17 protein-coding genes are annotated in these 22,807 nt (G+C 53.6%); 9 read left to right on the top strand and 8 right to left on the bottom strand.

Annotated features, from left to right (window positions below; genetic code table 11):
* Positions 1-74 precede the first annotated feature (74 nt).
* Entirely contained in the window at positions 75-596 is a 522-nt protein-coding gene (locus tag EPA93_RS04845; RefSeq protein ID WP_129885962.1) for a GNAT family N-acetyltransferase, read from the bottom strand.
* Positions 597-1,129: 533 nt separating this feature from the next.
* Here EPA93_RS04845 and EPA93_RS04840 point away from each other — a divergent pair.
* Complete coding sequence (locus EPA93_RS04840) at positions 1,130-2,350, top strand: MFS transporter (RefSeq protein ID WP_129885961.1); 1,221 nt, start codon at positions 1,130-1,132, stop codon at positions 2,348-2,350.
* A 74-nt stretch (positions 2,351-2,424) separates the two neighbouring features.
* Here EPA93_RS04840 and EPA93_RS04835 read toward each other — a convergent pair whose 3' ends face one another.
* The 4 genes from EPA93_RS04835 to EPA93_RS04820 form a co-directional block, all read right to left on the bottom strand.
* Complete coding sequence (locus EPA93_RS04835) at positions 2,425-3,105, bottom strand: hypothetical protein (protein WP_129885960.1); 681 nt, start codon at positions 3,103-3,105, stop codon at positions 2,425-2,427.
* A 188-nt stretch (positions 3,106-3,293) separates the two neighbouring features.
* A complete protein-coding gene (locus EPA93_RS04830) occupies positions 3,294-5,432 on the bottom strand; it encodes an ArnT family glycosyltransferase (protein WP_129885959.1) in 2,139 nt (712 codons plus the stop codon).
* Positions 5,433-5,560: 128 nt separating this feature from the next.
* A complete protein-coding gene (locus EPA93_RS04825; protein WP_165422880.1) occupies positions 5,561-7,690 on the bottom strand; it encodes a WD40 repeat domain-containing serine/threonine protein kinase in 2,130 nt (709 codons plus the stop codon).
* Positions 7,691-7,965: 275 nt separating this feature from the next.
* Positions 7,966-8,259: an SHOCT domain-containing protein gene (locus tag EPA93_RS04820; RefSeq protein ID WP_129885957.1), complete on the bottom strand. Its 294-nt coding sequence runs from the start codon at positions 8,257-8,259 to the stop codon at positions 7,966-7,968.
* A gap of 334 nt (positions 8,260-8,593) precedes the next feature.
* Here EPA93_RS04820 and EPA93_RS04815 point away from each other — a divergent pair, with 334 nt between their 5' ends.
* The 3 genes from EPA93_RS04815 to EPA93_RS04805 all read left to right on the top strand — a co-directional run bounded on the left by EPA93_RS04815 (position 8,594) and on the right by EPA93_RS04805 (position 11,201).
* On the top strand, positions 8,594-9,229 hold the full coding sequence (locus tag EPA93_RS04815; protein WP_129885956.1) for a LysE family translocator: 636 nt from the start codon (positions 8,594-8,596) through the stop codon (positions 9,227-9,229).
* Positions 9,230-9,532: 303 nt separating this feature from the next.
* A complete protein-coding gene (locus EPA93_RS04810) occupies positions 9,533-10,111 on the top strand; it encodes a DinB family protein (RefSeq protein WP_129885955.1) in 579 nt (192 codons plus the stop codon).
* Between the two features lie 124 nt (positions 10,112-10,235).
* On the top strand, positions 10,236-11,201 hold the full coding sequence (locus EPA93_RS04805; protein ID WP_129885954.1) for a DMT family transporter: 966 nt from the start codon (positions 10,236-10,238) through the stop codon (positions 11,199-11,201).
* A gap of 150 nt (positions 11,202-11,351) precedes the next feature.
* On the opposite strand, the gene EPA93_RS04800 is transcribed toward EPA93_RS04805, so the two are convergent.
* Both EPA93_RS04800 and EPA93_RS04795 read right to left on the bottom strand, forming a co-directional pair.
* Complete coding sequence (locus tag EPA93_RS04800; protein ID WP_129885953.1) at positions 11,352-12,962, bottom strand: FAD-dependent monooxygenase; 1,611 nt, start codon at positions 12,960-12,962, stop codon at positions 11,352-11,354.
* 132 nt (positions 12,963-13,094) lie between these two features.
* A complete protein-coding gene (locus tag EPA93_RS04795; protein WP_165422879.1) occupies positions 13,095-16,226 on the bottom strand; it encodes a winged helix-turn-helix domain-containing protein in 3,132 nt (1,043 codons plus the stop codon).
* A 300-nt stretch (positions 16,227-16,526) separates the two neighbouring features.
* Between EPA93_RS04795 and EPA93_RS04790 the strand changes: the two genes are divergently transcribed.
* The 5 genes from EPA93_RS04790 (at position 16,527) to EPA93_RS04770 (ending at position 21,015) form a co-directional block, all read left to right on the top strand.
* Positions 16,527-17,108, top strand: coding sequence for an RNA polymerase sigma factor (locus tag EPA93_RS04790; RefSeq protein ID WP_129885951.1), 582 nt, complete (start codon positions 16,527-16,529; stop codon positions 17,106-17,108).
* On the top strand, positions 17,101-18,234 hold the full coding sequence (locus EPA93_RS04785; RefSeq protein WP_129885950.1) for a DUF4179 domain-containing protein: 1,134 nt from the start codon (positions 17,101-17,103) through the stop codon (positions 18,232-18,234). Before EPA93_RS04790 ends, EPA93_RS04785 begins: the two co-directional genes overlap by 8 nt.
* 174 nt (positions 18,235-18,408) lie before the next feature.
* Complete coding sequence (locus EPA93_RS04780) at positions 18,409-18,990, top strand: TetR/AcrR family transcriptional regulator (protein WP_165422878.1); 582 nt, start codon at positions 18,409-18,411, stop codon at positions 18,988-18,990.
* Positions 18,991-19,070: 80 nt separating this feature from the next.
* Positions 19,071-20,309: an MFS transporter gene (locus EPA93_RS04775; RefSeq protein ID WP_165422877.1), complete on the top strand. Its 1,239-nt coding sequence runs from the start codon at positions 19,071-19,073 to the stop codon at positions 20,307-20,309.
* A 46-nt stretch (positions 20,310-20,355) separates the two neighbouring features.
* Entirely contained in the window at positions 20,356-21,015 is a 660-nt protein-coding gene (locus EPA93_RS04770; RefSeq protein ID WP_129885947.1) for a nitroreductase family protein, read from the top strand.
* A gap of 98 nt (positions 21,016-21,113) precedes the next feature.
* Here the strand turns inward: EPA93_RS04770 and EPA93_RS04765 are convergent, their stop codons facing one another.
* Positions 21,114-22,754, bottom strand: a complete 1,641-nt coding sequence (locus EPA93_RS04765) for an MDR family MFS transporter (RefSeq protein WP_277989005.1) — start codon at positions 22,752-22,754, stop codon at positions 21,114-21,116.
* Positions 22,755-22,807: the final 53 nt, after the last annotated feature.

Raw genomic sequence — 22,807 nt, 5'->3', positions numbered from 1 at the left:
GTCAGAAAGCCTGGCAGCCTATGGACGTCACAGATCTTAGCAGAGATGGGCATGTAAAAGCCCTTCCAGGCTTTTTAAGAGGCTGCCCGTACAGGATTGTCGAGGGCATAGAGCGAGACTGGTTGCCCATCCTCATCGATGAATGTATGCACAAACTGCATGCCTGCCTTCTCTAGCACCCTGGCCGAAGCCTGGTTTTGTGGATAAATGGTGGCTTCGATGCGCGGGAATTTCCAGCGCTCGAAGCAGCTTATCAGCAGAGCGCGCGCAAACTCGGTGGCTAGCCCCTGACCCCAGCAGGGCTGTTTGAAGGCATAGATAATTTCAACTTGCTCTTTATCGCTTGGACGTGCGATGCCGCCAAAGCCAATAAACTGACAGTCCTTGCGCTGAATAATGGCGAAACAACCATAACCTCGTATACGGTAATTTTCTTTGGATATCTGCAACCATTGGCGCGTCTGCTCAGCGCTCAGGGGCGTGCCCTCGCCCACATAGCGCGTCACTACTGGATCGCTACAAATGGCATAAAAGTCCTCAAAATCCTCATCGCGCAAGTAGCGGACGAGTAGGCGCTCGGTTTCACAAACGATCACAGGGAGAACCTTTCAAGGTGAATTTTTTATTCTATTGTACACTCAGCTATACGCGGATAGCAACCTGTCAGTTTATCAGGCAAAGGGGCATCCTCTCTCGACCTGGTTAGGCGAGAGCTTGCTCTTCAGGCGGCTCTGGCATTCCTCCTGAATAGATGCCAGAAGGAGGCAGGCAAGCAATCCCTTCTTGTTTAGCACTGCAGCTTAAGATATTTATTGCCAATATTTGAAGATATTGCATGGCATGAAAATTATATATAATGAAAATTATGCTGAAATTTGTATCTACTCTAGAAATCGCTAAAGTATCATATCGAACAAATGAGTGCTAATTTTTAATGCCTTGCATTGATTTGTTACAATTTCAGCGTTAGAGTTATATAAAGTCTTCTGAAGATCTTGACGTCCCAAATAAGCATATTGTATTATATCAATGTGGAGATAGCTCGGGTTTATTTACCTTCTGGCTGTTATGCCACAGCAGCAATTCAGCAGATGCTTTATAGTATGAGAGGTACAGGGAGATAGATAGTTTGCTCAAGAGAGATGGCAAATCTTTTCAGCGTCGTCTCCTGTTGTCTACAATCTTTCTGGCCCAAATGGCTGTGGGGATTATCAACTATTTACCCGGAGCTATTCTACCAGCGTTGGCGCTGCATACCTCTGTCTCGCTTGGGAGCATTGGTTGGATCTTTACAGGCAATGCATTGGGCACTCTGCTGGGGTCAATGCTTGCGGGTGGACTTACTAAGCGCCTGGAGGCAAAGCACATTCTCATCATTGGATTGGTCCTGATGGGGATCAGTACATCGATTATTTCCTGGGCACCCCTGTTCTCAGTGCTTTTCCTGGCTGAGTTCGTTCAGGGCTTGGGCTTTGGCTTATGCAATGTTGGCTTCAATATGGTCATAATGATGGCTTTTCGCGATAGCCTCAGCTCAACCTTCAATATGCTCTATAGTGCCTTTGGCATCGGAGCCCTGCTTGGTCCATTTCTGCTCTCGCTTGTGCTTGCGGTTCTGCACGAACCGCTCTGGGCCTTTCTTGTTTCGCCCGCCCTTATCCTTCTCGTCGTGATTTTGCTGTTTAAGCAGTCTATTTCTGCTGATCCATCTGCGCAAGGACAACTGCCGGCGGCCAGCTCAGAGACAAGGGTAGTCCTTCTGCAGAGCGGCTTCTGGCTCGCCTTTTTGCAGATTTTCCTCTATGTTGGAGCTGAGTTAAGCTTTGGCAATTGGATTGTAACGGCGGTCAGCCAGAAAGCAGCGCTGCCCCTGGCATTTGCCGCACCAGTGGCAACCATTTTCTTTCTCGGCCTGACTTGTGGGCGCATATTGAGCGCTCAGGGGCTTAAGAAAGGAAGAGTGCAAGAGAGGAGTTTGCTCTACACCTGTTTTGTGGGTGGAGGTTTGAGCATCCTGACGGTTGCAGTTTTTCCTGGCTACCTCTGGCTCAGTTTTAGTGCAACGTTTCTCGTAGGTCTGTGTTGCGGCCCTGTCTTCCCTGGGCTGGCCGCCCTGGCTTCAGCACGTTTTGCCAAGGCGCAAGGGCTTGTCTCCAGTATGATCTCTGTTAGCTCTGGTGTCTCCGGACTCATCTTTCCCGTGCTGGTTGGGGCTGTGTTTACCCATGCTGGAATTGGCTGGGGACTGAGCGTCCCGGCCCTGTTGATCTGGGCAGTGCTGCTCCCCTTTTCGCTGGCGAGGACCCAGCAGCCGAAGCAGGATTTGTTCGGTCGGCAGAAGCTTTCATAGAAGAAATCAGGCAAGCCTGCCCTTTTCTCCAGGTGGCAAAAGGCAGGATGCCTGTTTTTTTGCTCGTCGAGCGCTTAGTCAGGCAAGCCTGCGTTTCCAAGGATATCTACATGCTGGCAAACGCTTGGCCAATCTGAGCAGTGGAGAACACGAAACGCTCCTTTGGGATAGCTGGTGGAGTGGCTATTGTAGAGAAAGACTGTTCCTTGATACTCGGCGGGCAAGTAGGCGAGCATCTCCGGATTATCGTCAACAATGCCTACAACTTGCGGGAAAAGCTCAGCAATGGCCTGAGCCTTCCAGCGATTCCCTTCCTCGTAAGGAACCTCTGCCGGACGGGCCAGGATCTCTGCCTCAGGAAAGCCATGTTTTTTGAGCCATGTGCTGGTGCCACGTTTTACTTCTTCTGGTCGAATAGTTGCGTACAGAACAATTGGAAGAGTGCGATGGATGATATTCACACAAAGATCGGCGTTTTCGATCAATGGTAAGCATTCTTGAGCAGCATTCGAATGGCGCTGCTCCTCCATCCATTGCGTGCTCTCCGCTGTTTGCCAGTAAGGCACGCGGTGGGTATAGCGGTACTTTTCAATGGTTTCTTGTATGCTAAGCTGCTCTGGATTGCCAAAGAGCGCCTGCATTTGTTCGATCCAATATCCATTTGTGTATGAAAGGGTTTCATCTATATCAAGAGCCAGGCCTTGCAGCGATTGTTGGGCAAGCTGACTTTTGAGTCTAGCTATGATATTTTGCACGATAACGCTATGCTCTCCTTCATATTGCTTCTTTTGCCTAAAAGATTACATGAAGTAAGTATTTATGTCAATAGAGATTTGAAGTGAGCTTGTGTGTCTTAGCATTGGAAAGTAATCAGCCGTGTGTGGCTCAAAGTGGCTTCCCCCTCATCAAGCTTGAAGAGAGGGAGCTACTTTTCAGTGAGTGCCTACTGGTCTTTCCGCCTGCTGTCTGCCGAGCTGGTAGAGGCCTGCGCGCAATCAAAGACTGTTTCGGGAAGCGTGTGTTGACTGTTGCCAACGGCTTTCCAGGTACCTTGCCACTTCGGCTGGCAAGTTTCCATGACCCATACATTGACCCGCCTGACCGTTACATCTTCGCTAAAGCTGTCGAAGCTCTCATAGAGCTGGCTCAGGCTAGCAGTGGGCGGAAGCGGTGGCAGTTGTAGAATAGCTTTGTGGGCGAACATCACGAAGTAGCGCACATCGCCTCGGCGTACCATGGCCTGGACCTGTTCTAGCGTTGTGATATGGCTGCCACCTACATAGCCTCCTATAGCCATGATAGGCTTGCCAGTGGCAAGGATCAAGGGCGCTGCCGTAAAGACATCAGGGGTAGCGGCGAGAAAACGAGGATTGCCCTGATCCTCTAGAATTTTGAGGGTCGAGGCATCGGGCATAAACTGGGTAAGGTCGAGGTCTGGAATGTACTCGCTTCCCAAAGTAGGCCCGGCAATAGGAAAATCGCTATTATGCCTGGCTGAGAGAGTTTCGAGTGACCAGGCAGTTGGAGCCAGAAGAAGGGCCAGCAGCCCGATGCTTGTCGCCAGCTGGATTGAGCTCATTCTGAGGCCGGCCTTGCTTCTCAATTGAGTGCGCGCTATCGTACTCTTCCTGCGTCTGTTGATGAAGGTGAGCAGAATGATTAATGCAGCAAGCCCGAGGCCTGCTAGCATTGCCCATAATAGCCAGGGCTGCCAGTTGGGAAAGTAAGAAAGTAATTGTAACTGAATGAGCCCGCTAAGGCCTAGAGCCAGCAATAGAAGCCAGCTGCGGGCTTGCTGCTTCGCGTAGCTCTCGCTCAGCAGCCCGATGCCGATGCCCACGAGGGCACAGAGGGATGGCATGCAGACGGCCAGATAGTAGAGGTGGAAATAGTTGGCGAGGCTAAAAACGCCGGCCTGAGTAAGAAACCAGGTACCCCATAACCACCACTGAGCGCGCTGCTCAGATAGTTGAGAAAAATATGGCTTCCATTTGATTGCCAGGATGACCAGGCCAAAGAGCACCAGGCCTAATAGCCAGCTTATCTGGCTGCCTACCTGCGGATTGATAAGTCTCACGGGACTGGCCAGACCGGTCTCGCCCATGACCATGCCACTGGCTTGCATGGCTGAAACCTCCTGGTTATATGCTTCTGTTATGGCCTGCGTATATTCTTTGAAAAGCTGCCTTTGTGGAGGCGAAAGGGCCAGGTAGGATGGGCTTGACTCGTTGACTGCTGCCTCGTGGGGCAGGAGCCGGGACAGGCCATTATAGCCGATGGCCAAACTGATCTCTGAATTATTGCCTGAAGAGCTTATATAAGGGCGCGCCGAGGCCGGGGTGAGGTCTACGGATATCATCCAGGCCAACGAGACCACAATGAGAAGCAGGGAGGCCAATCCTAGATGCAGGACGCGCTTACCCCATTTGTGGCGAGAGGCAAAAAAGTAATAGGCAGCCAGCGCGGGCAGCACAAGAAAAGCCTCCAACGACTTAATATTGAAGCCCAGGCCGAGCAGAAAGGCGCTCAAGAGCAGCCATTTCAGCTTTCCCTTTTCCACGGCTAGCAGGATTGCCCAGACGGCAAGCAACCCGCTCAGCACAAGCAGGCTATCGACATTATTGCTCCGATTTGTGGCTATATTGATTGGGGAAAGCGCGAGGGTAAGTGCGGCGCTCAAGGCAGCGACGGGGCCAAAGTAGCGCCTTAACAGATGGGCAAGCAGGGCAATCGAGAGCACGCCGGCTAAGGCTTGAGGCAGCAGCACGCTCCACGGGCTCATGCCGAATAGCCAGGCGCTCGCGGTTTGCAGCCAGAAGCCCAGCGGTGGCTTATCGATGCTTAAAAAGCCTGCCGCGTCAAAGGCTAAGTACCAGAAGTTGTGCCAGCTCATCAGCATGCTGCGCACGGCAGAAGCATAAAAGAAATTGCTATAGCCATAATCACCAAGGTGAAAGAAATCGAAAAACCAGGCTAGCGCCAGGACGCCAAACAGGCCCCAGCGATACCAGCCAGGTGCTTCCTTGCGCTCAACGAGCTTTAGGGGAAGAGGCTGCGCTCCATCGTCGATAATTGTCATCATGACACCCCTTTCCAAACCAGTAACGGCTAGTTTTGCTGTAAATCATACATTACATACTATAGGGTGCTGATGATGAAGGGGTCAAGAATGGGCGCTTCTCGGGGTCTGACGTTTCGAGAAGCCTTTGTCTACATCGCTTGCCAGATCTTGACGGTCTGGTCCGCACTGCCCGAGGCCAGATAGGCTCCATCTGGTGGCATCCAGGCCACCGTATAGACGGGGCTACTGTGCTCGCTATAGGTATAGAGCAGCTCTCCACTTGCTGCATCCCAGATGCGCACTGTTGTGTCGGTGCTGGCTGAGGCTATGCGCTTGCCATCGGGGGACCAGGCCAGGGCCGAGATTTCTGTCGAGAGCTCGCTTGTTCCGGTCATGCTCAAAAGTGGTTTGCCTGTGCGCGGCTCCCAGATCTGGATGCTTTTATCGAAGCCGCCGGAGGCCAGGTATTGGCCATCAGGGGACCAGGCGACGGTATAGACAGCTCCGTTATGGCGCTTGTATTGCGTAACCGGGTGACGCGTCGCGGCCTCCCAGACCTGAATCGTTTTATCTGCACTGGCCGATGCAAGCAGCGATCCATCAGGAGACCAGGCGACGGCGTAAACTATATCGCTGTGCCCCTGATATGTTCCCGCCTGGTCGCCGCTGGAGGCGTCCCAGAGCTGCACGCTTTGGTCAGCGCTGCCCGAGGCTACTGTTGATGAGTGCGGAGCACAGGCAACGCTCAGGACACGAGCTTGATGCCCACGATAGAGCGTCAGCCGGTTGCCGGTGGCGGCTTCCCAGACCTGAGCAGTCATATCGTCGCCTCCCGAGGCAATCCATTGCCCATTTGTGGCCCAGCTTACGCTCAAGACAGCATTCAAGAGACCGGCATGCCCTTGATAGGTGTAGAGTGTCTCGCCCTTCTCAGCTCTCCAGACGCGTGCTGTCGTATCGGCGCTCCCTGAGACCAGATACTGACCATTAGGAGACCAGCAGAGGGTGTAAACGGCGCCGCTGTGCTGCTGATAAGTATAGAGCGTGGTCCCCTTTGAGGGAGCCGGTGTTGAAGATGGTGTTGGACTTGGCGGCGTGACAAATTTTTCGGCAGGGGCGCGTCTCTGCTCCTGACTCACTATGGCCCACGTTAGCCCGCTAGCGCCAGCCGCGCCGACAAGGAGGGCTCCGGCGGCCAGAAGCAGGCTGCGCCGCGAGAGATCCAGTGGCTTAGCGCTAGACGGCTGTGGAGCTGGTAGCTCTGGAACTTCCGTGTGCGCAGGCTCGGCGCGCAGCGTGGCCGGCTCGGTTCTGGTAACTGGCTCAGCGGCCTGGGCAGGCTCTGCCCGTTGGGTTGCTGGCAGGGCTGGAGCAGTTTTGGCGATTGGCTCAGCACGTTCGGTAGGCGGAATTGATGATGTGCGACGCATGGTAGCATCAGCGTCCTCTTCTGTAAGGACAATGGTTTCATCTTCACTGGCCCTGGCAAAGGCATCGGCCAGGGTTTGCAGGCTGGCAAAGCGTTGTTGTGGTTCCTTGGCGAGAGCCTGTTCAACAACTGCTTCTATCTCGCGCGAAATTGAGGGCTGCTTCTCATGAAGTGGAGGCGGGGCGGCATGCAAGTGCTGGCTACAGATCTCCGTGAAGGAGCCCTGAAACGGAGCTTCGCCGCTGAGCCATTCGTATAGCACTATGCCCAGCGCATACTGATCGCTGGCTGGCTGAGGCCGGCCCTGTATTTGCTCAGGAGCCATATAGGCCGCCGTGCCTACAACCTCCTCTACGCTGGTACCTCGCGTGCTCTTGACGATCGTCGCGATGCCAAAATCGCTAAGCATGATCTCGTCTTGCTGGTTCAATAACATGTTTTCAGGCTTGACATCGCGATGAATCACCTGCTGGCTATGCGCGTAATCAAGGGCTGAGGCCGCTTGCTGAAGAAAGGGAAGAATCTTCCGGTGCGGGAGTCGCGTGCCTCTGGGATACCGTTTGCGTAACGAGCCATGAGGCGCGTAATCCATGACGAGGAAGGGGATGGCATCTTCAAGGCCAAAATCGAGCACACGTACAATATGGGGATGAATAAGACGGGCAATGATGCGAGCTTCCTGTAGAAAATGTTCCTGCTCCTTCTCCTCCAGCTGGGTTTGCAGCACTTTTAATGCGGCCTTGGTCCCAAGATGCACATGCTCTCCCTGGTAGACCTCAGCGAAGCCACCGCGTCCAATGAGCTGGACCAGGCGATAGTTGCCAAGACGTTTACCGAGCAGTTCGTTCATGGGCAGTTTACTTCCTTTCATTGGGGACTTCAGGTCGCCAGGCATAGTACTTTAGGAGTATATCACACTTTTCATTTGCTATGAGGAGCGGCAAGAGGGGTCTTCGCTTAAGTACTGCTAAATATTGGGAGAGGTGAGCGGGAGATACAATCAAGTATGTTGGGCTAGCCTCACTATTTTTACGTAACATTGCAGACTGGGAGAACTAAAGCTCGCAGCGGGCTATAGAAATAAACTGACCCGGCACTTAGGCAAGATACCGGGTCCTGTAGCGCTTATAAAGGTGGTCGATTTGAACCGCCGAGCCGTTCGCGCATCTGCTCAAAAGTGGTGGTATCAATTTCACCACGCGCATAGCGCTGGCGCAAGGCCTCCATAGCATCGGGACCGCCTGGTCTGCGCGGCTCTTCGTGTGGCGCTCCGGCCGGGATGCACCCGAACCTGTGGCGCCTGCGATTGAACAAGTAGATGGCTCCAAAGATCAGCAGTCCGAGCAGAACCATACAGAAAAAGTGCGATGGCCCATGGCCGAAGCCGGCTCCGGCTGCAGCTCCCCAATGTCCCCACATAAGCGTAACCTCTCTTTCACATAGCTTATTTAATTCAGTTATATTTATACTTGTTCAGGCCCATCTCCAGGTGCCTGTAGCAGTAGTGTAAACTGAGAGCATGACAGCGGCATGAACTTTGCTCCTCAATTTTGTCATCACTCTGTCATGTTGCATGAATACCTACTTACAAAGCTGGCCCATGCTTTCCTGATCTGGTAGGGGAACTGACGAACAGTGTGCTGTAACTGAGGCCCTTTGGAGCTCGAATAGCTGGATAGTGGATCTATTTCTCTGCTACAGTAGAAGAACACGGTACGCAACATTGTCATACGCGCACATGAGGAGATTTTGCATGCCTACCAGTACCACCTTATTGCTCTTTATGCTGGCAGCAGCGGGATTACTTGCCATTCCTGGTCCGGCTGTTCTATTTGCGATGACGCGCAGCGTAGATATGGGGAGGCGAGCCGGAACCGTCTCTTCCCTGGGCATCGCCACTGCTGACCTTATCCATACCACCGCTGCAGCCCTGGGGCTCTCTGCTCTCTTGCTCACCTCGGCTCTCGCCTTTACAGTTGTGAAATATCTTGGCGCCGCCTACCTGGTCTATCTCGGCGTGCGCACGCTCTTGAAGCGAGACGAACTGCATCAGAAGGGCAGCGCTGAGCCGCAGCCGCTTGCGCGCATGTTTGTGCAGGGGATGGGCGTAGAGCTGCTTAATCCCAAGACGGCTCTCTTCTTCCTGGCCTTCTTACCCCAATTTGTCGACCCAACTCGTGGGGCGGTTGTTATGCAATTTCTTATATTTGGCTGCATCTATGCTGTCCTGGGCTTCTGCTCCCTGACATTGTATGGATTTGTGGCTGGGACCCTGGCTACGCTGCTCAAGAGTAGTATACGTTTCCAGCGCATCCAGCGCTATGTGACGGGAAGCATTTATATCGCTCTCGGCCTGACAGCTGCCTTTACCGGCTCTGAGAAAAAGTAGTCATCCACAAGCAAGATATCTTTGCACGCACAAATCAGCATTAGCGTTTTGCCCTGCGCCTCGGCGAGATTGAGGAACACGACAAGGCCGTCAAGCATGCTGCCTTCAGCGATCCCGCTGGCAACAGCTGGATCTTACAGAAAATGCTTGTGGAGATCTCCCGAGGTTTCAGGCTAGCTCTTGCTCTCCTATCTCTTTACCTGGCGAGCCTACCTTCATTCCATTGCTGCAAAGTGTGTTATAATAGAACATATGATCAAAAATAATGGAAAAAGAGAAGTAAGCTTTTAAAGGAGCGATACTATGAGCCTACCGGCCCGCCTGGCACCATTCTTAAAGCAGTTCGATTATGGCAGGGAGCGCCTCATCACACGCCTGCACGATCTTAGCGATGACGAATACCTGTGGGAACCTATGCCCGGCTGCTGGAGCATTCATCCACGTGAGCAGAGCCAGGCAAGCACGCCCTTTGGTCGGGGTGACTGGGTTATGGACTTTGCGCAGCCGGAACCCGTGCCGCCTCCCGTGACAACCATTGCCTGGCGCATGTGCCACCTTACCAACGGTTTCCTACACAGGGCCGATTATGTTGTAGGAACGGCTTCTTTGGCCTGGGATGACTATGCAATCGCACCTACAGCTCAGGCAGCCATCGCCTCACTAAACGATGCGGCTCTAAAGTGGCGCTCGGCCCTTTCTAGCGCTACCGAGACCGCCCTCGATCAAATAGGCTATAGCAAATATCCTTGGGGCTTAGATCGTCGGCTCCCTTTTCTGGAAATCGTCTGGTGGGTAAATCAGGAGTTGCTGAGCCATGGCGCTGAAATTGCCCTTCTACGCGACCTCTACCGTGCAAACTTGAAAAATGAAGGCGAAGAGTAAATTATCCTGGTAAATCGTAAGTAACTTGAACATTTTGCCCTCTATTTCTCCTACAAATCCTGCATAGAGCCACGCTATACTAAATCCAGTACTCATGTCAAAGGATAGCTAGAGGAGAAATACTATGCGGACAAAAGAAATAGGGGTATTACTGTTACTTTCGGCAATATGGGGAGGAGGTTTCCTGTTTATACGCATCGGAACACCGGTGCTTGGACCAGTGGCCTTGATGGCTGCACGTGTCGTGTTGGCTGGGCTGAGCTTGCTGGTGTTTGCTCTGCTTACCGGTACGCGGCTGGAGCTGCGAACCTATTGGCGACACTATCTCGTAGTTGGTATCATTAATGCGGCAATTCCCTTTACCTTAATTGGCGTGGCTGAGCTCTATCTAACCAGCGGGCTTGCGGCGCTGCTAAACGCAACAACACCCTTGTTTGGCGTGCTTGTATCTGTCATCTGGATAAAGGAAGCCATGACGCTTAAAAAGGCTATTGGCCTTATACTGGGACTGCTAGGAGTAGTCATTCTGGCCGGCTGGAGCACTCTTCCCTTCTCCACGATGCTTGTCTTTGCGATCCTGGCCTCGCTCGCGGCGGCTGCCTCCTATGGTATTGCCAGTGTCTATATCAAGGTTCACCTTGGAAATAAGGTAAGTTCTTTGTCCATAGCAACATGTAGCCAGCTGGCAGCCATCCTATTTCTTGTCCCGCTTACGCTTGTGGCACCTCCAAAACATATGCCGAGTCTTAGTGTGCTGCTCGCGGTTGTTGCTCTGGCACTGTTCTGCACATCGGTAACCCTTCTACTCTACATCTGGTTGATCGCTCATGCGGGCCCAACAAAAACCCTTACCGTTACCTTTCTGGCACCCATCTTTGGCGTTTTCTGGGGCGTATTATTCCTGCACGAACCTCTCACCTTTACTCCATTTGTGGGCCTGGTGATTATTCTGCTAGGGGCTGGACTGGTTACTGAATTGCTCTTTCGCAGTAGAGCCGGAGGCGCAGCCCAGGTATCTGCCGAACAAAATGAGGAGAATGTGGCTACGCAGGTCAAGGGGCAGCAGGCGGCAGCCGAGTGCTTGGATTGAGAAGTATTCTGTTTCTAACCCAATAAGTTGGGGGAGTAGTGATACAGACGTTTTGCCTGGGGAAGAGCATATTGCATATGTAAAAACTTAGCAAACATGGAGCATCATGAGCTGCTTGCCCATGATGCTTTTGCTCATGTGCCGCTCGCCTTAGCGTGCGCTGATCTCGTGCAAGTAGTCGAAAATGGCTTGATAAGCCGTACCAGCGGCCGTCAGGCCTATATAGCCATCCGGTCTGACCAGAATCAGGGCATCTGTCGTGATGCCGTAAGCCTGGTACGCTTGCTCTTCGCTGTCAAGCAAGAGGTGAGCAGTATCGAGCGCCGGGCTGGCCGCACGCGTCACGGTATAGGCCTGTAACAGGTCCTGATATGCGGCGGGTATCTTTGGTAAATGCTGGTTGCCAAAGGCCAGCAAGGTGAAATGCGTGCCGCGAAACACATCAAAGAGCCGCACCTGCTCACGGTTCTGGGCGCTCTGGCAAAGTGCATCAGGGGCGCGGTCCCCGGCGCGTATCCCTGTACTTGTGGTGAGATCGCGAGCAAGCGAGCTGCCTCGGTAATTGACGCTCAACTGGGTGGTATCGCTGAACGGATCTTTGCCATGTATCATTTTGGTAATGCCTTCAACTCCAGCGGAGGTGCCATTCGCATCTGTCTCAGTCCAGGACAGAATGCGGGAGGTTGAGGTGGCAAGAACCTCCTGGGCAATCGGTAGGCGTTCGGCCTGGTAGGTCTCCAGCAGCGCTTCAGGCGCGCCTTGTAAAACGTAGGCAAGTTTCCAGCCAAGATTATGAGCATCCTGAATGCCGGTATTCATGCCTTGTCCGCCAGCGGGTGGATGGACATGCGCAGCGTCGCCAGCCACAAAGACGCGACCGCTGCGATATCTGTCAACCATGCGTATATTGAGCCGATAGATCGAGAGGTAGAGAGGATTGCTAAACTTGACCCTGGGCGTTCCGGGCCAAGTATCGAAGATGTTCTGAAATGTTTCCATGCTGGCGACTGGCGCCTCTCCGTGCTCATCCGGCTGTAGAGGAGCCGAGAAGAACCAGGTATTGCTGAGGGGCATTGGGTTCAGCGCCATGAACCCTTTTTGCGAATCTGACCAGGAATAAAAGCAGGTGGGTTCGAGTCCCTCTACATCGAGATTGCCGAACATTGTAAACCGTTTATCCCTGGTTTCGCCAGCAAAAGCGATTCCGGCGCACTTGCGTACAGCGCTGTTTCCTCCATCGCAACCCACAAGGTAACGAGCTCGAATCTCTTCTTTCAGCCCGGCGCGTACTACCTCAGCTACAACTTGTTCAGCATCTTGCCAGAAGTTTGTCAGTGTGCAATCCAGTTCGACATGCTGGCCATAAGACGAGAGATGCTTGCGCAGAACTGCTTCGGTATGCTGCTGTGCGATCAACACGTTGCCAGGATAAGGTCTATCGGGCGTGAGGTGGTCAGCGCCGAAGCTCACTGGCACCTCAAGCTCCTGCACAAGGCGGCCTGCGCCGTCATAGAAGCGCCAGGGCAGTCGTGGCTCAATATAGGACTGGAGATCTTCGATAATGCTCAGGTTGTCAAAGATTTCCTGCGTGCGCGCGCTAACGCCACGGGCACGCGTCCCAATGGGATAGGTCGCAAGCTGGTCGATAACGCGGCAGGCGATGCCGCGACGAGCGAGCTCAATCGCCAACGTGAGTCCAACGGGTCCCGCTCCCACAATCAGCACATCAGTATCGAATATATTATTGGGTGTATTTGTCATTAGGAGAAAGCTCTCTTTCTTTATAGTTTTATATGCTCTCAGGTTTTATCTCTATGGGATAGAGTTTAGTGCATAGGAAAGAGATTAGCGTCCCTCCAAAGAACTATTGTGGGGAGTATTGTTGATCACAGGCTAGATCAAGTGCAGCTCACGTGCGCGGGCAACCGCCTGCGTGCGATTGGTTACCGCCAGTTTAGCCAGAATATGTTTGACATGCAGCTTGACGGTGTACAGGCTGATCACGAGCTGCTGGGCGATCTGCTGATTTGAGAGGCCTTTGGCCAGCTGCCCGAGGATCTCATGCTCGCGCTCGCTCAAGGGATCAAGGAGAGGCTGGTCTTGCGCTTGCTCCTGAGTTGCGTCAGTAGGCTTCGACACTGAAGGGCCAATGGCCACCTGTAAGCGTTGAAGATAGGCGGGCGAGGCGCTTGTGTAAACGGCTACCTGGGCGAGCAACTGGCCCATCGGCTGGCCCTCATCGACCAGCAGGCGCATGTAGCCCGCTTGCTCAGCAACGCTCAAGGCCGAGCCGAGAAGCTGCAAGGCCCGCTTTGTCTTGCCCTGGGCTTGTAAGGTCAGCACAGTGAGCATTTGTACCTCAAGCAGCCAGCCACGCGCATCAACTGCCGTAACCGCGCTCTGCAGGCATTCCAGCAAGGTCAAGGCCTGAGCCAGGGCCAGTGGTGCGTGTTGTTGTCGGCCACGTGCCAGCAGGATGCGGGCCAGTGTCACATAGGGGACATAATCTCGATTAGCTATCTGGAGATTGATTTGATCATCAAAATGCATGTCGCTGGCCTGGACCCATTCTTCGGCCAGCGCGTTCTGTCCACAGAGTAGAGCCAGGCGGGCCAGCGTTGCGCCTGTAACCTTCTTTGTCTGTGATTCTGCCAGAGATCGCCAGAAAGGCACCCCTTTGTTCTCAAGTAAGATCCTGACCGATTGGATATCGCCCTGAGCCAGGGCAATACGGGCTTGCAGCGGCGCGGAGAAGGAAAGGGCGGCGGGGGCGAGTAGCTCAATGCGCCGCTCGATCTCCTGGCTCATCTTAATTGCTGCTTCGGCTTCCTCGATACAGTTTCGTTCGTACAATAAGCCGGCCCGCCGTGTGTGGGCAAGAGCCATAAGGAGCGGAGAGCCAACACCTGAGCGCTCAAAGGACAGAAGTATCTCATGATATAAGCTTTCTAATTTATGGAGCTGTCCCTGAGCCTCGTACACGTCGGCAAGGAAAATGAGGGCAAAGGATGTAAAGGGCGAAGAAGCACTATCCTCGTCGTGAGACGGATTTTCGATGATGATCTGTTCGGCCGCATGTAGATCGCCGCTTGCACTATATGCTAAGCCGAGAAGTAGCTGGCGGCCCAGGGCAATGACCCGGCTTGCCGTACTTGCGGAGGGCAACGGGATCGTTGAGATTTCGCTCAAGAGAGCAATGGTTTGCGCAATATCGCCGCTAGTCCAGGCCTTGATAGCCTGTAAAAGCTGGAGCCCTGACTGCAATCCAGCCCAGGGTGAACCTGGCTCGTCAGTGTGCATACGGATCTTCCGACCGAGATGCGTTAGCGCTGCGGGTAGAGACTGCCCGATATTTTGGGCACCCAGGATGCTCCCGCGCAGCACTTGGGTTCCAATCATTGAGGCTATGAAGAGCAAGGGATAATCGCCAATTATGTCTTGTGGAAGTTGAGAGGACCATTGCAGCAGGCGACGAAATTTTCCCTGTCCGACCAGGTGGGGGACGAGCTGCTCTAAGAGGGCGGCAGCGCGAGGCAGATCGCCGGCGCGCAAGGCATAATCGCAAGCCTCCTCATGCCAGCCCTGCTGTTCGTACCAGCAGCTTGCTCGGCGATACAAGCCGGGAATCTGTTCCGGCTCGTGCCGTTGTAGATGTGTACGCAAGACCTCGGCAAAGAGCTGATGATAGCGATACCAGGTTTGCGTATTATCGAGACCGCGTACAAAGAGATTAGCTTTTAACGCTTCGGCAAGTCGTGTCTCTCCATCCGAGTTCCCTGTGACGCTATCGCATAGAGCTGCACAGAAGCTATCAAGAATACAGGTATGAAGCAGAAATTGCTGCATAGCTGGCTCCTGCTGGGCAAGGATTTCTTCACTGATATAGTCAAGAAGAAAGTGGTGAGATCTGGAGGAGGAGCGCAAGAAGGCTGCACTGTGGCGTTGCCCACGCAGGGCCAGAGTAAAGAGCTGGATGCCGGCAATCCAGCCCTCAGTGTGCTCTTCTAGCAGGCGCAAATCCTCGCCTTCCAGGCGCAAACCCATTTTCTCTACAAAAGCTTCGACTTCGCCGGAGACAAAGCTTAACTCCTCGGTGCGCAACTCGCTTAGCTGGCTGCGTGCGCGCAGGCGAGCCAGGGGCAAGGACGGATCAACGCGCGTTCCCATCGCCAGGTGCAGGCGAGTTGGCAAGTGCTCGATCAGAAAATGCAGGATAGTATGAATCTCTGGCGAAGTCAGGAGGTGAATATCATCCAACACGATGACCGCATCATGCTCAAGGCGTCGCATGAGGTCGTTAAGGAGATGCGTTATAGCCTGCTTCCAGCTATGCGCCGGGACCGCGCGCTCAAGCTTTTCCTCTTCCTGTGTGCATCTGCGTAAAGCCGCCATCAGGTAAGGGAAGAAGATGGCCGGATCATTATCCTCTTCTTCAAGTGAGAGCCAGCTTACTGTAAGATCTGTTGTGATTGCCCATTCGGCGAGCAGCGTTGTTTTCCCGGAGCCGGCTGGTGCCGAAATCAGCGTCACCGGTCTCTGGACGCTCTGCTCTAGCAGAGTGAGCAGGCGTGGACGCGCGACGTGTTGGAGCGGGAGGCGTGGCAGAGAAAGCCGGCTAAGCAATAAAGGATCGGGCCTGTCAATTGGAGGCTCGCTAGATGAAGGTGCGCCGCTGGCTGGCTCCGCCGAGGGAGTAGCGAGATTGGCCGCGCGCTGGCTAAGTTCGTGAGCCGCCTCGTGGAGGCGCACGCTGGTCAGGCGCGGAGATTGGCCGAGATAGAAGCTATAGAGCTTGCCCCGACTGCGTAGTGTAGCGCGCCAGTAAGGCTCGCCACGTTGATTGCCGGCCCGCGTCTTATGCGCTGTAAAGTGGCCCTCGGCGCTGCGGAAGCTAAAGGCCGTTGCGCTTTCTAGCCAGCGAAACCAGGCAGGCGAATCGAGCGCAATGCTGATCTCTTGTCCGTCTTGCTCATTTCTCAAAATCTCATCTTCGACAGCCCCAGCGGTCGGAGAAGTATGTTTCATCAAACCTCGTTTCCCTGCTCTGTCTGAGCAAGCCCGAAGCGTTCGTCTACTAGCGAGAGTTGCCGAACGTTGGCTAAGCCAGCTACACTTTTTCATGATGAGCATGGCAGGTACTATAGTATCAGCGTTTAGCAGTTGCCGAACATAGTATAGCAATAGAACTCCCAAAGCTCAAGTGAAGAACAAACTTGATGTCCCCAATCTTCTACTCATGCGTTCTAATAGACGCCATCATGATGGAGAGGCTTCAACTGATGGATAAGCAAACTACCTACATTTCTGCGAGAAAGAAGTTTATGTATGGAAAACATTTCAGAACCAGCATTGCTGTACGATATGCGGCTAGAGGATGCAGAAATACAGCTGGTAGAAGCTGCCAGAGCCAATCCTGCCGACTTTGCACCGCTCTACAATGCTTATTCAATGCGGGTCTATCGCTACTTGCGTACACGCGCTAGCAGTGATGAAGATGCAGCTGACCTGACCCAGCAAGTGTTTCTTAAAGTCCTTGAGGCTTTGCCTGGCTATCGTCCACGCGGCATCCCATTCGCGGCCTGGCTCTTTCGCATCGCTCGCCATGTAGCCATCGATCATCATCGTCGCCACAAAAATATACAATACTGGGATCTCCTTTCAGATATAGTACAGTCCCCAAGCGAACAGGACCCAGAAGCGGTTGCGCTGAAGCAAGAGAACCTGGCTCGTCTGCGCAGCCTGCTGGCCCGGCTTGATGTCCAGAAACGTGAATTACTGGCCCTACGTTTTGCCGCCGGGCTCAGTACCGTCGAAATAGCTCAAGTCGTTGGCAAAAGTCATGCCAGCGTCAAAAAACAGATCACACGTACCTTACAATCGCTAAAGGAGCAGTATCGCTATGTATAAGCATAATCTCCACCAACGCTATTCCGATCTGTTCGAAAACCAGAATGATTCCAGACTCAATAGGCTTGTTGAGGACCTGGAAGCAACATATCATGCTCCTATGCCACCTCAGCTCCCTACGTGGCAGCTCATTCAGGCCCGCTATCGGCACCTCAACTCTTTAAAAGCTGTATCAACTTCTCACTTTAGTAGCAGATTTAAGCTTGTCCAATGGCTCTCTCTGTCCACACGCAGCCTGGCGATAATCGCCGCTCTCCTGGCTGCACTTGTAGTTACGGGAACCGTCTACGCAGTGATTGCGCCTTTCCTGGGTTCAGTTCTCTCTTCCCGTCCGGCAACCTCTTACATGGTGCAACATAAATTGTTTAGCCCGATTCAGCAGTCGCGAACCGTGGCTGGCGTCACTATCAACATTGACTCGGCCTACGCTGATGCTAACGAACTGATTATTGCCAGTACCCTGGTCTCCAATGATAAGCATACGATCCTGGCGAATGAGAACAGTGCCCCGGATCGCAAGCAGATCTCGCTTCTGCATATCGTGGTCTCAACGAAAGATGGCACGGTGCTAGGCGATTCCCACAGCGGGAAGCTAATAGTAGGGGGAAGTGCATCTCAGAATACCGACAAATATCGCGAGGCCGAAGCGTTCTATGTTGATACTGATAGGATTACCGGCAACCCTCAGCAATTAGATATTCATCTGAAGATGGAGATCGGCACGGGCGCAGCTTTTCGCACGCCGCATGTGTTGGGTTCGGCTACCTTCGATTTCTCAGTTCCTTTCCACTCCGGCGGGCTGATAAAGCTGGGTCAGCAACAGACAACAGAAGGCGAGACAATCACCTTACAGAAGGCGATAATTACACCATCAGATGTTCGCATCTTCGTCAGCGGACTGCAGCCCTGGGGGAAGGCAAACCTTTTTGCCACAGTAAGTGTTTCACAAGATCCAAAAAGCTACGACGCGCTGTCAGGCAGTCCTCAGGGTGATGGCTCCTTCCTTTTCACCTTCCCACACCGCCTCTATGGTAAGCATGGGGCATGGACTATCACTATCACCGAACGCGAAAATCATCTTTTCGGCAAAATCAGGACCTGGACCTTTCACTTCAACGTACCGTAACTAGCGCGATTTGCCAACCGCAGGATAATCGGCTCTGCGGTTGGCCCCGAAAGGCATGGGGAATGTACCAATGTATCCACGAATATGCTGCATGAGAGGCCTGCCAAAGCGCGCTTGTTGAAATACTTGACTTATCGGTCCAAAATTAGTTATACTTCTGGCAAGGAGTATAGGATGGCAAGACCAAAAACATTTGATCGTACGCAGATGCTTGATAAAGCTATAGAGCTGTTCTGGAATCGTGGCTATGAAGCGACCTCAATTCATGACTTGCTTGCCCATCTGGGCATCAGGCGCCAGAGTCTCTATGATACCTTTGGCGACAAGCATACGCTTTTTCTTGAAGCGCTCAGGCGCTACGAAGCGCGCAATATTGCCTCCACAGTTGACGTACTTGAAGGGCCGGGATCGGGCAAAGCTGCCATTGAAGCTGTGTTTCGCTCTACTGTGCAAACGTTAGCCTGCACAGAACCGCCGCGTGGCTGCATGATCGTGAATACAGCTATTGAGTTAGCCCCTCACGATGAAGAGATTGCACGCTGCGTCTCCGCGAGCGTGACACGCACACAACAGGCATTCTATCATGCGCTGGTTCGCGCTCAGGAACATGACGAGATTCACCCACAGCTGGATCTGCTTGCCCTTGCGCGTTTCTTGACCTCCTCGCTACAAGGCCTGAATATTACGGCCAAAGCTGTCAGGGACGCCAGGCAGCTCCAGGAGATCGCCAATGTCGCGCTTTCGCTTCTAGCTTGATTTTTTTTGTCTTTATTTTGGACTGATCGATCAGTCCAAAATGTTTTTCTTGTATGAGAGAAAGGAAACGGGGATATACTATGCCCATCTTCATACTTGTTCTCGCGCTGGGAACATTTGCCATCGGAACTGAGGAGTATCTTGTGGCCGGGCTCCTGCCATCCGTGGCTGCTGATATGCACGTCTCGGAGGAGGTAGCCGGGCAGCTAGTTACCGTATTTGCCCTCACTTATGCCATCGGCTCGCCGCTCCTGGTGACCGCCATGGCCCATATCGGGCGCAAGCGGGTCTTGCTGATCTCGCTTGTACTCTTTGCCCTGGCGAATCTGGCCTCGACCCTGGCTCCCTCGGCTAGCTGGCTTTTCGGCACGCGAATCCTTGCCGCGCTTGCCGCTGCTATCTATACGCCAACCGCCATGGCCGCGTCGGCCCAGCTTGTAGAGGAGAAGCTACGCGGGCGAGCCATGTCTATCATTCTTGCCGGTTCGACCGGCGCCCTTGTGCTTGGCTTACCGCTGGGAAGCTGGGTTGGAAGCCTGTTTGGCTGGCGAGCCTCCTTTGCTATGGTTGCCCTGATCGGGACCCTCTCAGCCTTGCTCCTTTGCATCCTCTTGCCCAATATCCAACAGCATGGTAGTGTAGTTAGCTGGAGTGAGCGCCTGGCCCTCCTCACTAAAAGGCATGTCTGGCTGGCCCTGGCTCTCACCTTTATCAGCCTGGTTGGCGCTAATAGCCTTCTCACGTATATCAGGCCCGTGCTGGATCGCGTGACCACTTTTGATGCTGCACTGCTCAGCCTTGTGCTGTTTGGCATAGGGGCTGCCTCGCTCCTGGGAAACCTCCTGGGCGGCTACCTGGCCGATCGCTGGGGCATCGGGCGCACGCTGATCCGCGTCTATGCCTTAATGATCCTGATTACGCTCACCATCTCGCTGCTGACGCTCTTACATAAGTCCTTTGCCCTGAACATCATCGCCGTTGTTATCCTTGTAGTTTGGAGTACCGTGGCCTGGTTGGGAGCGCCTGCGCTCAACAGCTACCTGGCAATGCTCGAACCGCAATCAGCTCCGGTTGTTCTCTCCCTGAATATGACAGCCCTATACCTGGGCACTGCGGGAGCCGGTGCCCTCGGTGGACTGGTTCTGGCCCTTGGCGGCATAGAATATCTGGGAGCGACTTGTAGCCTGGCTATGTTGATAGCTCTTCTACTCATCCTGTCTAACACTCGACTTGTCAACCGAAATAAAGGCCAGGCCCGGGAAGAGGTGCCTTCTCCTGTAATTCAGCAGAAGTCGGCCCCGGCGGGAGAGCAGAGCTAGCTCAAAGAATAAAAGGTTTTTTGGGATTGAAGGAGAAAAGGGAATCGTGCCACATTTGAATCTTTCTGCCGATGAAGTGCTTTCTACCACACGTGCAGTGCGCAAAAGGCTAGATCTCAGGCGACCTGTTGCGCGAGAAGTGCTAAAGGAATGCCTGGAACTTGCCATCCAGGCTCCCACCGGGCGCAACCGTCAGCGTTGGGATTTTATTGTCGTCACTGATCCCGAGCAGCGCCGTGCCCTGGCCGAGGTGTATTGGCATGGCCCGCGCGACCCGCTAGCTCTGTCAGCCTCGCATCTGCCTGGAGCAAATTTCACAAGAGCGAGAGTTGGCGAACATATCACAAGCAAAACCTACGAGGGCTTGCATTACTTGCTTGAACATCTGCATGAAGTGCCTGCCCTGGTTATTCCTTGCATCCGTGGCCGAACTGAAAATGCCTCCATTTTAGAACAGGCCAATACCTGGGGCTCGATCTTGCCAGCCGTCTGGAGCTTTATGCTCGCGGCCCGCGAGCGCGGCCTGGGAACCGCCTGGACGACCCTCAGCCCTTTCTGTGAGCGGGAAGTTGCCGAGCTACTCGGCATTCCACACGAGGAAATCATGCAGGCGGCCCTCATTCCTGTTGCCTACACGATTGGCAGCGATTTTCGTCCCGGTCCGCGCGTGCCATTGGCGCAAGTGGTGCATTGGGAGCGCTGGTAAGAAGCACGCACGGCGAGAAGAACAAAAAGAAGCCACACCTCCCGTCTGGGAATGTGGCTCTCTTTTGCTAGCTTTATGAACGTTTATGTGTCAATGTATCAATGCATCATCGGGACTGAAGGTGCATCGTCTTTATTGGCAGGTGATCGGCGCGAAATCAGCTCGATCTCGGGCAAGAAGAAGACAATCACCATGCCGAACAGCAGCACAATGAAACTGGCCACAAACGTTGCGTGTATTCCTTGCGTCAGGCCTACCTTTACCGCCTCAAGGATCTGTCCCAGCAATGCCATGCCAGATTGTCCAAAGGAGGCAAATTGTGTAGAGATAGCGTGCTGAGCATTGGGATCAAGCAGCACATTTGGATTATCGAAGAAGCTGAGGGCCTTGCTTGGAACCGCCCGATTGACCTGCGCGGGTAAAGCAGAGTGGAAGGCCGGTGCATACATCGAGGTAAGGATCGAGCCTAAGGCTGCCAGGGCTACTGTACTCCCGATCTGCCGGAAGAAGGTCATGGCAGAAGTGGCCTGGCCAATCTTATGTGGCAGCGCGTTTTGCACAATCGTGTTATAGAGCGACATGCCAAAGCCCATTCCAGTACCCAGTACGATCATCGCTATAATCATATCGAAGTAATAGGAATGCACGTCAAGGCGCAGAAGCAGGGCCGCGCCAAGCACTGTACCGATCATGCCCACAATCGTCATCCACTTGTATTTGCCAAAGCGCGTGAGCAACAGGCCACTAATCGTACTTGTGGCAATCATGGAGAGCATCATTGGCGTGAGTACCAGGCCGCTATCGGTTGCCGAGATCTTCAGGACGCCTTGCGCATAGAGCGGCAAAAATGCAACGCAGCCAAACATGCCCATAAAGGTAATCATGCTCACCAGCAGCGAGATGATAAAGATGCGGTTCTTAAACAGGCTGGGATCGATGATAGGCTGTGCGTCGTGTCTCTCCAGATAGGCTTCGTAAAAGAAGAAGCCAGCCATTACAATCAGGCCTCCGCCGATCAAGACGAGCGTTTGCCACGAGAGCCAGGCGAATTGCGAGCCAGCACCACTCAGACCCAGCATAACCGGGACCGTCCCCAGGGCAAGTAGCAGCGCGCCAAGGTAATCGATGCGCGCCTTACCCCGCGATTGGCGTAGCATAGGCATCAGGAAGATTAACACAAGCAAGGCTGCGACGCCCACAGGCAGATTGACATAGAAGACCCAGCGCCAGGAGAAGCTATCGGTAATCCAGCCTCCCAGCACGGGACCCAGGATTGAAGAGAGGGCAAAGATTGAACCTGTAACGCCCTGCCATTTTCCGCGCTCGCGTGGCGTGAAGAGATCGCCGATAACCGCAATCGCGATAGGCATGAGCGCTGCGGCTCCTATGCCCTGGAAAGCGCGGAAGATGATGAGCTGATCCATAGACTGGGCTGCCCCGCACAGGCCAGAGCCCAGTAGGAAAAGTACAACTCCTACCAGGAAGATCGGTTTGCGCCCAAACTGGTCTGAGAGCTTACCGTAAATCGGGATCATCACCGTGGAAGTAAGCATATATGCAGTCGTGACCCATACATAGCGGTCAAGACCGTGAAATTCGCCGATAATGCGCGGCATGGCGGTGCCCACGATGGTCTGGTCGAGCGAGGCAAGTAGCATAACCAGAAGCACACCTGTCATTGTAGAAAAAATTTCGCGCCTTGTGAAGGCCGGTTGCTCATAGACGTTTCCCCCGGCAATGAGCTGGCCCCCGGTGTGTACGTAGGCTCCTTAGGAATGGTTTCCATATAGTT

Origin of the sequence: Ktedonosporobacter rubrisoli (assembly GCF_004208415.1) — a bacterium.
Classification (GTDB): Bacteria; Chloroflexota; Ktedonobacteria; order Ktedonobacterales; family Ktedonobacteraceae; genus Ktedonosporobacter; species Ktedonosporobacter rubrisoli.
The sequence above is the reverse complement of the archived record's forward strand: the minus strand, read 5'-3'. Positions and strand labels throughout refer to the sequence as shown.

Excerpts from the sequence above, each read along its gene's own strand:
- EPA93_RS04790 (WP_129885951.1), top strand. The coding sequence starts at position 16,527 with ATGGAAAACATTTCAGAACCAGCATTGCTGTACGATATGCGGCTAGAG.
- EPA93_RS04830 (WP_129885959.1), bottom strand. The coding sequence starts at position 5,432 with ATGATGACAATTATCGACGATGGAGCGCAGCCTCTTCCCCTAAAGCTC.
- EPA93_RS04780 (WP_165422878.1), top strand. The coding sequence starts at position 18,409 with ATGGCAAGACCAAAAACATTTGATCGTACGCAGATGCTTGATAAAGCT.
- EPA93_RS04805 (WP_129885954.1), top strand. The coding sequence starts at position 10,236 with ATGCGGACAAAAGAAATAGGGGTATTACTGTTACTTTCGGCAATATGG.
- EPA93_RS04800 (WP_129885953.1), bottom strand. The coding sequence starts at position 12,962 with ATGACAAATACACCCAATAATATATTCGATACTGATGTGCTGATTGTG.
- EPA93_RS04810 (WP_129885955.1), top strand. The coding sequence starts at position 9,533 with ATGAGCCTACCGGCCCGCCTGGCACCATTCTTAAAGCAGTTCGATTAT.
- EPA93_RS04820 (WP_129885957.1), bottom strand. The coding sequence starts at position 8,259 with ATGTGGGGACATTGGGGAGCTGCAGCCGGAGCCGGCTTCGGCCATGGG.
- EPA93_RS04795 (WP_165422879.1), bottom strand. The coding sequence starts at position 16,226 with ATGAAACATACTTCTCCGACCGCTGGGGCTGTCGAAGATGAGATTTTG.
- EPA93_RS04825 (WP_165422880.1), bottom strand. The coding sequence starts at position 7,690 with ATGAACGAACTGCTCGGTAAACGTCTTGGCAACTATCGCCTGGTCCAG.
- EPA93_RS04785 (WP_129885950.1), top strand. The coding sequence starts at position 17,101 with ATGTATAAGCATAATCTCCACCAACGCTATTCCGATCTGTTCGAAAAC.
- EPA93_RS04775 (WP_165422877.1), top strand. The coding sequence starts at position 19,071 with ATGCCCATCTTCATACTTGTTCTCGCGCTGGGAACATTTGCCATCGGA.
- EPA93_RS04815 (WP_129885956.1), top strand. The coding sequence starts at position 8,594 with ATGCCTACCAGTACCACCTTATTGCTCTTTATGCTGGCAGCAGCGGGA.